Raw genomic sequence first — 13,016 nt, 5'->3', positions numbered from 1 at the left:
TGGTGCTCTCTTCCTCGAAAAGTCGGTGGGCGGTCGAAGGCCGGACGTCAGCCGACCGCGCCCTCCATCTGGAGCTCGATCAGCCGGTTGAGCTCCAGCGCGTACTCCATCGGCAGCTCGCGCGCGATCGGCTCGACGAAGCCGCGGACGATCATCGCCATGGCCTCGAACTCGGTCAGGCCGCGGCTCATCAGGTAGAACAGCTGGTCCTCGCTGACCTTGGAGACGGTCGCCTCGTGGCCCATGGACACGTCGTCCTCGCGGACGTCCACGTACGGGTAGGTGTCCGAGCGGGAGATGGTGTCGACCAGCAGCGCGTCGCACAGCACGTTGGACTTGGCGCCCTTGGAGCCCTCGCCGATCTCGATCAGACCGCGGTAGGAGGTCCGGCCGCCGCCTCGCGCCACCGACTTGGAGACGATGTTGGACGAGGTGTTCGGCGCCATGTGCACCATCTTGGCGCCGGCGTCCTGGTGCTGGCCCTCGCCCGCGAAGGCGATCGACAGGGTCTCGCCCTTGGCGTGCTCGCCCATCAGGTAGACGGCCGGGTACTTCATGGTGACCTTGGAGCCGATGTTGCCGTCGACCCACTCCATGGTCGCGCCCTCGTACGCCACGGCGCGCTTGGTGACCAGGTTGTAGACGTTGTTCGACCAGTTCTGGATGGTCGTGTAGCGGCAGCGGCCGCCCTTCTTGACGATGATCTCCACGACCGCGGAGTGCAGCGAGTCGGAGGAGTAGATCGGGGCGGTGCAGCCCTCGACGTAGTGGACGTAGGCGTCCTCGTCGACGATGATCAGCGTCCGCTCGAACTGGCCCATGTTCTCGGTGTTGATCCGGAAGTAGGCCTGGAGCGGGATGTCCACGTGCACGCCCTTCGGCACGTAGATGAACGAACCGCCCGACCACACCGCGGTGTTCAGCGCGGCGAACTTGTTGTCGCCGGCCGGGATCACGGTACCGAAGTACTCCTTGAAGATCTCCGGGTGCTCGCGCAGCGCGGTGTCGGTGTCCAGGAAGATGACGCCCTGCTCCTCCAGGTCCTCGCGGATCTGGTGGTAGACGACCTCGGACTCGTACTGGGCGGCGACACCGGCGACCAGGCGCTGCTTCTCCGCCTCCGGGATGCCCAGCTTGTCGTAGGTGGCCTTGATGTCCGCCGGCAGGTCCTCCCAGGACTCGGCCTGCTTCTCGGTGGAGCGGACGAAGTACTTGATGTTGTCGAAGTCGATGCCGGTCAGGTCGGAGCCCCAGGTCGGCATGGGCTTCTTGCCGAACAGCTTCAGGCCCTTGAGACGCAGGTTGAGCATCCACTCGGACTCGTTCTTCTTCGCGGAGATGTCGCGGACGACCTCCTCGCTGAGCCCGCGCTTGGCCACGGCACCGGCGGTGTCCGGGTCGGCCCAGCCGTACTCGTAAGTGCCCAGGCCCTCGAGCTCCGGGTGCGAAACGGTGTCAGTCATGCGAGCTTCCTAACGCGCGGACGCAGAATCTTCGGTGGACGTACCGGCAGTCGGCACCGCATCGGAGCCGCGGCCCGAAGCGCGCCGGGCGGACGACGATGCGGCACCGGGTGCCGGCACATAGGTGGTGCAGACCCCGTCGCCGTGGGCGATCGTGGCCAGCCGTTGCACATGGGTGCCCAGGAGTTGCGAGAAGACCTCGGTCTCCGCCTCGCAGAGCTGCGGGAACTGCTCGGCGATGTGCGCGACCGGGCAGTGGTGCTGGCAGAGCTGGGCGCCCGCCGGGGCCTTGGCCGCGGCCGACGGGACACGCCGCACCGTGGCAGCGTACCCGTCGGCGCTCAGCGCCTGGGCGAGGGCCTCGGTGCGTTCCCCGGCGGCGGCCAGCCGCAGGGCTTCCAGGTACTTCTCGGCCTGCTTGCCGAACCGGGCGCGGGCGAAGGCGGCGACCGCCTCCTCGCCCGCCTTGCCGCCGCCCACCGAGTCCGCGATCCAGCGCAGCGCGTCGGCGGCGAGCTGGTCGTAGGCCTGGTAGAAGGCGTCCCGGCCGCCGTCGGTGAGGGCGAAGGCCTTGGCCGGACGGCCCCGGCCGCGGCTGCCGTAGATCCGCCGTTCGCGGGACTCGACCAGGCCCGCGGCGACCAGGCCGTCGAGGTGGCGGCGGACGGCGGCGGCGGTGAGGCCGAGCCGGCTCGCCAGGTCGGCGGCGGAGGAGGGACCGTGGTCCAGGATCGACCGGGCGACCCGGTCCCTGGTGGCCCGGTGGCCGTCCAGCAGCACCTCGGCCGCCGTCACGGGCACGTCGCAGGAGGAGGCCGACTCGGCCTCCTGCTGCTGGACGTGCTCGCTCATGTTTTTCACAACACCAGTGTTGCGTAATTCCTTCCGCCGGGACAAGCCGTGACGCATGCCTCACCGGTGGCCTCTGTCACGCAGGTAAGCCTTACCTGGCCTGCGGAAACGATCACCGAGCCGCCGTACGGCCCGATCACCGAGCCTCCGTACGGCCCACCCGTCGGGCCCTCTTAGACTCGCCGGTATGCACTCCGAACCCGCGGTCCAGATCGCCGGGCTGGTCAAACGCTACGGCGACAAGTCGGCCGTGGACGGCCTCGACCTCACCATCCCGGCCGGTGCGATCACCGCCGTCCTCGGCCCCAACGGCGCCGGCAAGACCACCACCATCGAGACCTGCGAGGGCTACCGCCGTCCGGACGCCGGCACCGTCCGCGTCCTCGGCCTCGACCCGGTCGCCCAGAACGCGGCGCTGCGCCCCCGGATCGGCGTCATGCTGCAGTCCGGGGGCGTGTACGCGGGCGCGCGCGCCGTTGAGATGCTCCGGCACACCGCCAAGCTGCACGCCCACCCGCTGGACGTGGACGCCCTGGTCGAACGCCTCGGCCTGGGCTCCTGCGGCCGCACCACCTACCGTCGGCTGTCCGGAGGACAGCAGCAGCGGCTCGCCCTGGCGATGGCCGTGGTCGGCCGCCCCGAGCTGGTCTTCCTGGACGAGCCCACCGCCGGCCTCGACCCGCAGGCCCGCCGGGCCACCTGGGAGCTGGTGCGCGACCTGCGCCGGGACGGCGTCACCGTGGTCGTCACCACCCACCACATGGACGAGGCCGAGCAGCTCGCCGACCGGGTCGCCATCGTCGACCGCGGCAGGGTGATCGCCGACGGCACCACCGAGGAGCTGTGCCGCGGCGGCGCCGAGAGCGCGCTGCGCTTCGACGGCCCGCCCGGTCTCGACCTCGGCCCCCTGCTCAAGGAGCTGCCCGAAGGCGCCACCGCCACCGAGACCGCCCCCGGCGGCTACCGGATCGAGGCGCCCGTCGACCCCCGGCTGGTGGCCACCGTCACCGCCTGGTGCGCGGCCTCCGGCATCCTGCCCGAACGGCTGTCCGTCCAGCGCCGCAGCCTCGAAGACGTCTTCCTCGACCTGACCGGACGGGAGCTGCGCCCGTGAGCGAACGAAGCGAGGTGACGGTGGGCACCGTGGCCACCGACCACTCCCCCAGGCCCGGCGCGGCGCCGATCGGCCGGATGCTGCTCGCCCAGACCGCGTTCGAGACCCGGATGCTGCTGCGCAACGGCGAGCAGCTGCTGCTCACCGTGGTCATCCCGACCGTGCTGCTGGTGCTGTTCTCCGCCGTGGACGTCGTCGCGGTCGAGGGCCCCGGCAAGCGGGTGGACTTCCTGGCCCCCGGCCTGCTCGCGCTGGCCGTGATGTCCACCGCCTTCACCGGCCAGGCCATCGCCACCGGCTTCGAGCGCCGCTACGGCGTGCTGAAGCGGCTCGGCGCCAGTCCGCTGCCGCGCTGGGCGCTGCTGACCGCCAAGACCGGCTGCGTCCTGGTGACGGAGGCGCTGCAGGTCGCGCTGCTGGCGGTGATCGCGCTGGCGCTCGGCTGGTCCCCCCAGGGGCTCGCCACACCGCAGGGGGCCCTGACGGTGGTCGCGCTGCTGGTGCTCGGCACCGCCGCCTTCTCCGGGCTCGGCCTGCTGATGGCCGGCACCCTGAAGGCCGAGGCCACCCTGGCCGCCGCCAACCTGGTGTTCGTCCTGCTGCTGCTGGCCGGCGGGGTGGTCGTGCCGCTGGGCAAGTTCCCCGCCGCGGTGCGGTCGGTGCTGGAGCTGCTGCCGATCTCGGCGCTCTCGGACGGTCTGCGCTCGGTGCTCCAGACCGGCGCCGGGGTGCCCTGGTCGGACCTCGGCATCCTGGCCGGCTGGTCGGTGCTCGGCCTGGCCGCGGCCGCCCGCTTCTTCCGCTGGGAGTAGCCCGCCGCCACGACGCGCGACGCCCCCCGGCCGGATGCGGCCGGGGGGCGTCGTCGTGCGTACGGCTGACGTGGCGTCAGCTCTCACTGCCGCCGCGGCGCTTGCGGGCCAGCAGGACGAGCGCGCCGCCGACCAGCAGCACACCGCCGCCGGCCGCCGCGATCATCGGGGTGGCGTCGCTGCTACCGGTCTGGGCGAGCGCCGGCGCGCTGGTGGCGGGCGCCGGGGTGGGGGTCTTGCTCGGGGTCGGGGTGGCCGACGGGGTGACGGTCGGCGTCACGGTGGGCGTCGGCGTGGGAGTCGGGGTCTTCGTCGGCGTCAAGGTCGGCGTCGGCGTGGGGGTGGGCGTCGGAGTCGGCGTGGGAGTGGGAGTGGGGGTCGGAGTCGGCGTGTGGCACGGCTCGATGGTCTTGGTCTCGTTGATGTTCCAGCCCTTCTCGTTCGGGTTCTCCGTGGTGGTGACCACCAGGTTCGCCTTGATCGGGGCGTTGTGGTCCTTCACCGGGAAGGAGCCGTGGAACTCCGCGGGGAAGGCCTTGGCATCCAGGACCTTCTCGCCGTCGATGACGAGGCTGACGGTGTTCTTCACGTCGGCCTTGGGGCTGTAGTTGATCAGATCGATCACGATCTTGTCGCAGGTCACCGACCAACTCGGCACGTGTGCCGAAGCGTTGGTGGCCAGTGCCAGGGGCAGTAGAAAACCGGCCGCAGCCGTTCCGGCAAGTGCCGTCGCGCCGATCGCGAAGTGCCGCTGCTGTCGTGCCATTACCTTGTTCCCCTCCGAACGGTCTTGTGCAGCAGGCGTGTTGAGTGGTTCGCGGTGGCCCGCTACGACTGTCCGGGGGACTCTACCGGCACTCCCGCACCCCGCCACACCCCGCCGTACGACCGGATATCGACTTTCCGTCCGTCTTCCTATGTGCATGACCAGCCCATCACAGCCGCCACCTCGCAGAACGCGAATTCGGCGAACCTGACTGAACTTCGTCACCTTCAAGACGAACGGCGCCCCCGGTGATCAGGTTCAATCACCAAGGGCGCCGCTTCGGTCAACCGACGAACATCCGGGCCATTCCGACCTTTCCGGCGGCCCGGCCCTTCCGTGCCGTCACCGCCGGTTCAGGGCCTTCAGGCCCGCTTGGCCGCCTTGCGTCGCGCGGCCACCACGATCCCGCCGCCGGCCGCGAGCACGACCGCGCCGCCGATCGCCAGCGGCAGCACCGGGCCGGAGCCGGTGTGCGCCAGGTTGCCGCCCGCGTCCGGCGAGGCGGACGGGCTGCCCGCGGCCGCCGGAGCGCTCGTCGAGGCGCCGGCCGACGGACTCGCCGAACCGCTCGCGCTGGGCTTGGCGCTGCCCGTCGGGGCGGACGGGCTACCCGAGGGGCTCGCCGAACCGCTCGGGGCGGTCGAGCCGCTCGGCGTGGCCGACGGCGAACCGCTCGGCACGGTCGGCGGCACGGTCGGCGGCGCCGTCGGCGGCACGGACGGCGTCGGGACGGTGCCGGGCAGGCAGCCGGTGAACGGGTAGTGGTGCGTCTCCGCACCGCCCTTGCCGGTCAGCGAGGCGGCGATCACCGAGCCGTTGACCGGGCCGCCGCTGCCGAGGTCGAAGGCGGCGTTCGGCGCGAGCACGGTACCGGCCCAGGCGGCCTGGCTGTTCTTGACCACCTTGGTGGCGGTCGGGAAGTTCCAGAGCAGCTTGGACCGGATCGCCCCGCCCTGGGCGCTCTGGAGCTTGTCGTCCAGCACGAAGGCCTTCTTGCCCTCGTCCCACAGGTGGAAGCCGGTGGTCCCGGCCGCCGCCATGTCGTACGAGCCGCCGGTCACGTTGACCACGGTCACCGAGCCGGCCGGCACCTTGAGGAAGACGTCCTTGGCGCCCTGGAGCTTCGCCGCGTCGACGGTGAAGCTGTTGTACTTCGCGTCCCCGCCGGTGAGCGTCAGCTTGGCGCCCTCGGCCTGGACGGTGGCACCGGAGGTCTGCGGCACGGCGGCCAGCGAGGTGGACGCGGCGCGCAGCTTGGCGAACTCGGCCTTGAAGTCGATCGGTGAGGGGCCCTGGGTGACGGCGCCCTGGTGGGCCTGGGCCACCGCGCCGTCGGCCTTGGCGCCGAAGACGCCGTTGCCCTTCATCACCTGGGTGTTGTGACCGGTGATCTTTCCGGCCACGACCAGGGCGTTCTTGCCGGGCAGTGCGTCGACCTGGGCCGCGGTGAGCTCCTGGCCGACCGAGAAGCCGCCGGTGAAGTCGGCGTTGCCGCCGACCGCGACGGCGCCCTCGGCGTCGGGGGTGTGGGTGTCGTCGCCCTCGATGAACTCACCGTAGAGGTTGGCGACCCCGAGGCCGCGGCATTCCTGGGCGGGGTCGGCGGCGTGGGCGGCCGGGGCGATCAGACCGGCCAGTGCGAGAGAGCCACCGACGGCGAGCGCGGCGGCGGAAATGGGTATGCGCATGTGCAGGATCTCCGCTTGACGTGCGGGAGGGGGGTGGGGAGCGGTCCGAAAAAGGTATGGACCAAGCCGCACTCTTTCGGCCAAATGGGTGATTGGTCAAGACCAATTCACTCCTTGACCGAACCGCCCCGTTTTGTCCGCGTGTCACTCCCCCGCGTGTCGCCGGCCGCCGGTTCCGCACCGCCCCGCCGTGCCGCCCGCGCCACACCGCCGCGCGGCCCGTGCCCCGCCCCAAGATCGCCTGTAAGGCCGCCTACGATTGACCGCGTGCCTAATCCCTTCTCCCTGCTCGCCGAGCGCTGGCAGCCATCCGCCGAGATGGTCCGGCGTGCCACGTTCGCCGCGCTGGTGATGAGCGTGGTGATCGTCGTCACCGGCGGCGCCGTCCGGCTCACCGCCTCCGGCCTCGGCTGTACGACCTGGCCCCGATGCACCGACGACAGCCTGGTGCCCACCGCCGAGATGGGCTTCCACGGCGTCGTCGAGTTCACCAACCGGATGCTCACCTACGTGCTGAGCGCCGCCGTCGGCTGGGCCATCCTGGCCGCCCGCTGCCACCGGCCCTGGCGGCACAGCATGACCAGGCTCGGCTGGGCGCAGTTCTGGCTGGTGATGAGCAACGCCGTACTCGGCGGCATCACCGTGCTGACCGGCCTCAACCCGTACACCGTGGCGCTGCACATGATCGCCGCGATGGCCCTGGTCTGGGTCGCGCTGCTGATGTGGGAGCGGTCCAAGGAGGGCGACGGCCCGCCGAAGCTGTCCGTGGCCCGCCCGATCCACCAGCTCTCGTACGTCCTGGTCACGGTCATCGGCCTGCTCGTCGCGGCCGGCACCCTGGTGACCGGCGCCGGCCACCACCCCGGCACGCCCAAGGACAACAAGATCGTCCCGCGGATCCCGATCGACTACGACCGCCTGGCCCAGTTCCACGCCGACCTCGCCTTCGTCGCGGTCGGCCTGGCCATCGCGGTGATCTTCGTCTTCGCCGCCGTGAAGGCCCCGCCGGCCGCCCGGGCACGCGCCAAGGAGCTGCTGGCCGTGCTGCTCCTCCAGGGCGTGCTCGGCTTCATCCAGTACTTCACCGACGCCCCCGAGCTGATGGTCGGCCTCCACATGCTGCTCGCCGCGCTCACCTGGATCGCCGTCCTGCGCATCCCGCTCGCCCTGCGCACCCGCGGGACCGAGGACGTCACCGATCAGCTGCCCGCCCAGACCCCGCAGGCCGCTTCGGTCTGAGCGGAAGCAGGACACACGGCGAAGGCCCCCATCGCGATGGGGGCCTTCGCCGTGTCCCGGCCCAGGCTTGCCCGAGCCGGAGAGTGTTCATGTTGATTGCTGCCACCATCGATCACTTCGCGGTAAACCCCCAGATCAGGGCACTGCCTCGTGATCCACGATCCCACCCGCCCCGGCCCGTGCCTGTAGTCCGCTCACGCAGATCAGGCTTAGCCGAGATCCCCGAACAAGGCGCTGTGAGGCCAATGCGGCTTCGGCAGTCCCAGTTCCTGCAGGTAGCCGATCCGCGCGTTTATAGCAGCAGAGAAGTGCCTCCAGTCCAGACTGGCAACCGGCTCATTCGGCTTCGGGTCGGTCATGGACGACGTGACGTAGCAAACCGCATCGTAGAGCTGCTCGGCCATCAACCGCTGGCAGAAGATCCCAAACCGCTCCTGGTAGGACTTGCCGCGCCAGATGTCCTCGACTGGGAGAGCTCCCTTGGCCGGCTTCACCGGCCTCCTCGATCCTGCCTCGTCCTGCATGATGAAGAAATAACCGAGCCAGGGCTTCTCCCCGGGGTAGAGGTCGGCCAATGCTGCCCTTCGAAGGTCGACGGCGCTGCCGAGGGCCTCCTCGACCCGGTTGTTGTAGTTGTTGCCGAAAGACGGCCCGCCCAGGGCCTTCATCTCGAAGGCAGCCACCAACGTGTCCTCGTACGCGACGACGACGTCCCACTGCTTCTGCGGCCTGTAGTAGCCAGGGAGCTCCAGCCGCTGAGCCTTGGTAATCCGGATGCTCTCACGCGGATAGCCCGCTTCGAGGAAGAACTTCGCCAGGAGGGCCGCAATGGAATCGAAGTGCTTGCCACCTCTGACAGAACCCGCAGTGCCAGCACCGACTGCGGCCCTGATCGCCGACTGATCATTCTGGGCCTGCTTGGCGCCCCAGTACGCCGCAACAGCGTCCTCGAAGTCCTGGCGGCTGACTGTCAAGGTCGGTTCCTCCTAATCGGGTAGCTCGGTAAGCCCGTAGACACGCAGTGCCGCCTCGGTGGCCGCCTTCACGTCCCGCTTGTCGAAGGCGTCAACCAGGGCAGCACGGTCCTCCTCAGCCATGGCCGCCGGGTCCGGAACACGGATCTTGCGGAGGTACTGCGCCTGGAAGCGGAGCGTTCCCCCACGCATCTTGACCGCGTATGCCTCCACGAACGCCTCGGCCACCTTGGAGAGGAGCAGGCCACCGAGCACTCGCATGTCCCAGACGTCCGAGACGATGAAGTACAGATTGTGGTGAGGGTACAACTTCCCTTCATCAAGCACCGGATGGATTGTCAGTTTCATGTCCGGAAAGAGGAGCTTGAACCGGCTTGTCAGCCGGTGGTCGACCTTGTCGATCGTCTTGTACCAACGGTCGGGCTGCTTGACTGCGACATACCTCTTCCGCAGGGCACCACTGTGTTGGCGGAAGTAGGCGGCGAGTCTCGGATAGGCAGCAAGGTCGACCAGTTCGCCCTGGGAGTTCCACGGATTAACCAGGCAGGACCCGCTCCAGTGGATGGAGCCGGTGGTGGTGTCTCGGACCATGGCCAGAGGCAGGAGCCGGTCCGGCTCAACCAGTTCGCGATCATCGGTGATAAAAACCTTGTCCGCACCGGTCGCGATACCGATGCCGACGCGTGTCCCTGTGGCCTTGTCCTCCAGCAGCCGAAACCGGTCGCTGAGGTCTTCGAGAGCGGCGAGCCTCGCAGGTGAGGCCGCCGGCCAGGAGTCCTCGTCAGGGAACCAGTGCGGCAGAGGGGCCGCCTGAAGGGAGGCCGTGGCGATCGGCGCCCGATCCTCAGCCTTATACCAGGCGAGGAAGTCACGGGCTTCCGGCTCCCCGAACGCGCGGGTCGCATCGGCGGCAACCGCGCCACCCTGCGCCTGGCGGGAAATGATCGTGATAGCAGGGTACGCCGAGACCTGCTCCTGGAAGGCGTCCACGTCATGCATCACCAGCGTCAGGTCCATGCTGAACTGCCTGGTCACCAGCTGGCGGAGCTTACGGCCGTACTGGTTCCTCATCCAACGGTCTGCACAGATGAAACCGAGCCGCCCCCCGGGCTGCAAGCTCCGGAGTGCCACCTCGTAGAAGCCAATGTAGATATCGGCGCGGCCTCCCATTGTGGAGCACACGCTACGGTAGGCCTCCATCCGGCCGTCGGGGACATCCTCCAGCCTGATATAGGGGGGATTGCCGACGACGAAGTCCGCACGGTGCTCGGCATCAGGCTGGAGAAGGAAATCGCCCTGTTTCACCCAGCACGAGGCAACCTTCCGAGCCTCAGTACGCCCCCAGCCGTCACCCTGGAGCCGTTGTTCGACGACTCCTCGACTCTCGGCCACGTTACGCCCGAGCAGGTCGAACGCCTGGACGGCATGCACCGCGTCGGTGATCGGACGGCCGTGGGCTCTACATGAGGCACTGATCCGTGAAGCGATCACGCCGAGGAACGCCCCTGCACCACAAGCAGGCTCGACGACCTTCAGCTGCGCGAGGTCCTTGTCCGGCGTGTAGCCGAGCAGATCGAGGATGAGCTCGACGACCCAACGGCGGGTGAAGACCTCTCCGTGCTCGACTGCTTCCGCGGGAACCTCAGGCAGTACCTGCTTGTCAATGTCGAAGAGCGCCAGAGTTGCCACGACTCGACCCTACAGCGGGCGTCTCGGCGACCGCCTTAAGCCCGACCACGATCAATTAACGTTGAGCATCGAGGCCGTCACTTTTTGTGCTCACCTGCCTCGAACCAAGGCCACCTGCCGCGTGCTACAGGCGAAGGTGGTCAATCGGGCGGCAGGCGGTTCGACGTTGTCCCAGCAGCTGTCGCCCGTCGTGCGTCCGGATGCCCGGTGCCATGCCATCCCGCAGCGCATCCAGGACGCGGATCGCATAGACCTCGGCCATGCGGTCGGAGACCCCGGCCGGGGTCAGCCAGTCGACTTCGACCGACTCGTCCGAGACCTGCTCCGCCCCACTCTCCGGCCGACAGCGGAATACGAGAGCGACGATCCCTCGGCTCACGTTCTTGTAGACACCGGTCAGCCGCTCCACGCCGACGTTGATGCCGGTCTCCTCGTAGACCTCGCGGCGCACGCCGTCCTCGACGGTTTCGTCCAGCTCCAGCACTCCACCCGGAGGCTCCCAGGTCCCGTTGTCAGCCCGGCAAATTGCCAGCACCCGGCCGTCCTCGCGCACCACCACCCCCGCGACGGACACCGAGTGGAGCGGCAGCGGCATCCCCACCTCCCGTGGATCTCGCCTCCCGGTATCGCCGGTCACGTGGCCGGCCTTGAACGGCTGCCGAGGGTGGGACGAAGCACGTCCAGGACATGGGTCCAGTTGTACTCGTCGCGTGCTCCGCCGGACTTGGGCCGGTGGGGAACGGAGTCACCGAGCAGGACGCCCATCGAGCGCAGTCGGGCCAGGCTCTCCGAATAGGCCGGGTGGGCCGCCAGGGCGGAGTTGACATAGGGCTGGACGACGACGGGAATGCCCAACCCGTACGTCTCGCAGAGGATGCCCAACGCCAGCGTGTCAGCGATTCCGAGGGCCCACTTGTTGATGGTGTTGAAGGTGGCGGAGACGACCGCGACGGCATCGGCCTCCGGCAGTGGCCGGGAACTGCCGGGCGCACGCCAGGCCGAGCGGATCGGATAGCCGGTATGGGCCTCTATGGCTTCTTGATCCAGGAAACGGAGTGCGTTGGGAGTGGCGATCACCCCGACCTTCCATCCCTCCGCGTGGGCGGCAGTGATCAGTTCGCTCACGCCGTCAGCGATTCCCGAGGCACAGACGATGACATAGAGGAACGGATCATGATGCCCGGTCAAACCTGAACTCCTGTTCCAAGGAACGCATCCCGCCACTTGTACGCGCAGCTGCGGGAGCGGGGGCTGGGTGATCTGCTGGACAACTCTGCAATGATCGTCAGCGAGTTGGTCACCAACTCCTTCAAGACGGGCTGCCAGACCCGCATGCTCGTCGCCGTCCGCCGTCCGCCGTCCGTCCGGACCGTCCGCATCCTTGCCGGTGACGGCTCCCGCTCGATGCCCGTGATGGTCCAAGCGCATCGCCGCCGGGCCGGCGGCGCAGACGGGAGCCGCTCTGCCCCCTTCGCTGCCCCTGGCGTCACCAGGCCTCCGCTCCGTCACGCAGATACCGTGCTCGGCCGTCTGCGATTGCCCTGACAGCGGCGTCCAGCCGGTTCCGCTGGCGAAGCCGCAGTCGGTTGGCGACCTCCGATACGGGGAGGAAGACGGCCTCGGACAGTTCGTCGTCGTGTGGGCGAACCCTCGCGGCCCGAGCGGGTGAGAGGGTTCCCGCGTCGAAGATGAACGCGATCTGGTCGTCCCAGGGGCCGTGCGGCGCAACCCAGTCCACCACCAACAGGCGATGGATCCTGATCTCCAGGCCCAGTTCCTCGCGCAGTTCCCGCACTGCGGCCTCGTCCGGTGGCTCGTTGGCCTCAGCCATCCCGCCGGGGAGGTCCCAGCCCTCCTTGTAGGTAGGGTTGACGGTCAGGATGCGACCGGCCCGGTCACGCAGGATCACGTCCGCTGAGACACGCTTACGGGCTTGCCTGGCATTGCCCTCGGCAAGGTGGGCGTTCCAGGCTTCGGTATCGGTGGAAACGGGCCTCACGTTGAACCTCCCCGGGGCAACGGGACGATGTCAGCGAGCAAGAGCTGCCGGGCTCTGCACGCCTCGTCGAATCGTGCCAGGTACTCACCGACCGGGCCGTAGTCGCGGTGCCTCCCGAGGAATTCACGGAAGGCATCCAGCTCGGCTCACCCACGGCCACTGGGGCGTCACGCTCCTCCCGTTCAGGAAGATCGTCCATGCCGACCTGACGACGCCCGCACCGATCAAGCCCTCCCCCAGAACCCTTCCCGTCCGCCAAGCAGGCCCGCTTGATCCACGGATCGGCACAGCACGGATGGCCGCTGGGCCCGCCGGGTCGGCGGGCCCAGCGGCCAGGTCACGCAAACACCCTGCCCGCACCACGATGGGGGCCTTCGCCGTTTGTCACAGCAGCTGTCGCCCGTCGTGGGTCCGGATACT

The 13,016-nt window shown here is 69.0% G+C and carries 12 protein-coding genes; 3 read left to right on the top strand and 9 right to left on the bottom strand.

The annotated features are described in order from the left end of the window. Positions 1 to 47 precede the first annotated feature (47 nt). Together sufB and ACZ7C5_RS29740 are read right to left on the bottom strand one after the other, a co-directional pair. Positions 48 to 1,463 carry a Fe-S cluster assembly protein SufB gene (sufB, locus tag ACZ7C5_RS29745; RefSeq protein ID WP_401089990.1) on the bottom strand — a complete coding sequence of 472 codons (1,416 nt, stop codon included), beginning with the start codon at positions 1,461 to 1,463 and terminating at the stop codon, positions 48 to 50. A gap of 9 nt (positions 1,464 to 1,472) precedes the next feature. Further along, the gene (locus ACZ7C5_RS29740; RefSeq protein ID WP_470323805.1) at positions 1,473 to 2,315 is read right to left on the bottom strand and encodes a helix-turn-helix transcriptional regulator; all 843 of its coding nucleotides are present in this window, start codon (positions 2,313 to 2,315) and stop codon (positions 1,473 to 1,475) included. A gap of 187 nt (positions 2,316 to 2,502) precedes the next feature. Here ACZ7C5_RS29740 and ACZ7C5_RS29735 point away from each other — a divergent pair, with 187 nt between their 5' ends. Both ACZ7C5_RS29735 and ACZ7C5_RS29730 read left to right on the top strand, forming a co-directional pair. After that, on the top strand, positions 2,503 to 3,429 hold the full coding sequence (locus ACZ7C5_RS29735; RefSeq protein ID WP_401089986.1) for an ABC transporter ATP-binding protein: 927 nt from the start codon (positions 2,503 to 2,505) through the stop codon (positions 3,427 to 3,429). A gap of 77 nt (positions 3,430 to 3,506) precedes the next feature. After that, positions 3,507 to 4,241 carry an ABC transporter permease gene (locus ACZ7C5_RS29730; RefSeq protein ID WP_470323814.1) on the top strand — a complete coding sequence of 245 codons (735 nt, stop codon included), beginning with the start codon at positions 3,507 to 3,509 and terminating at the stop codon, positions 4,239 to 4,241. A 76-nt stretch (positions 4,242 to 4,317) separates the two neighbouring features. Here ACZ7C5_RS29730 and ACZ7C5_RS29725 read toward each other — a convergent pair whose 3' ends face one another. Beyond that, positions 4,318 to 5,007, bottom strand: coding sequence for an LAETG motif-containing sortase-dependent surface protein (locus ACZ7C5_RS29725; RefSeq protein WP_470323804.1), 690 nt, complete (start codon positions 5,005 to 5,007; stop codon positions 4,318 to 4,320). A 362-nt stretch (positions 5,008 to 5,369) separates the two neighbouring features. Then, positions 5,370 to 6,695: a choice-of-anchor A family protein gene (locus ACZ7C5_RS29720; protein WP_401089983.1), complete on the bottom strand. Its 1,326-nt coding sequence runs from the start codon at positions 6,693 to 6,695 to the stop codon at positions 5,370 to 5,372. A gap of 258 nt (positions 6,696 to 6,953) precedes the next feature. Between ACZ7C5_RS29720 and ACZ7C5_RS29715 the strand changes: the two genes are divergently transcribed. Further along, positions 6,954 to 7,934 carry a COX15/CtaA family protein gene (locus ACZ7C5_RS29715; protein ID WP_401090022.1) on the top strand — a complete coding sequence of 327 codons (981 nt, stop codon included), beginning with the start codon at positions 6,954 to 6,956 and terminating at the stop codon, positions 7,932 to 7,934. Positions 7,935 to 8,143: 209 nt separating this feature from the next. Here ACZ7C5_RS29715 and ACZ7C5_RS29710 read toward each other — a convergent pair whose 3' ends face one another. From ACZ7C5_RS29710 to ACZ7C5_RS29690, 5 genes are all read right to left on the bottom strand, one after another. Continuing rightward, complete coding sequence (locus ACZ7C5_RS29710) at positions 8,144 to 8,908, bottom strand: PaeR7I family type II restriction endonuclease (protein ID WP_401089981.1); 765 nt, start codon at positions 8,906 to 8,908, stop codon at positions 8,144 to 8,146. Positions 8,909 to 8,920: 12 nt separating this feature from the next. After that, entirely contained in the window at positions 8,921 to 10,597 is a 1,677-nt protein-coding gene (locus ACZ7C5_RS29705) for an Eco57I restriction-modification methylase domain-containing protein (protein ID WP_401089979.1), read from the bottom strand. Between the two features lie 124 nt (positions 10,598 to 10,721). Beyond that, entirely contained in the window at positions 10,722 to 11,192 is a 471-nt protein-coding gene (locus ACZ7C5_RS29700; protein WP_401089977.1) for an NUDIX hydrolase, read from the bottom strand. 38 nt (positions 11,193 to 11,230) lie between these two features. Next, positions 11,231 to 11,785, bottom strand: coding sequence for a flavoprotein (locus ACZ7C5_RS29695; protein WP_401089975.1), 555 nt, complete (start codon positions 11,783 to 11,785; stop codon positions 11,231 to 11,233). 298 nt (positions 11,786 to 12,083) lie between these two features. Further along, positions 12,084 to 12,596: an NUDIX domain-containing protein gene (locus ACZ7C5_RS29690; RefSeq protein WP_401089973.1), complete on the bottom strand. Its 513-nt coding sequence runs from the start codon at positions 12,594 to 12,596 to the stop codon at positions 12,084 to 12,086. Positions 12,597 to 13,016: the final 420 nt, after the last annotated feature.

The sequence above is a fragment of the Kitasatospora sp. NPDC036993 genome (assembly GCF_055607525.1).
Note: the sequence above shows the minus strand (reverse complement) of the source record. Positions and strands in the feature narration are given on the sequence as shown.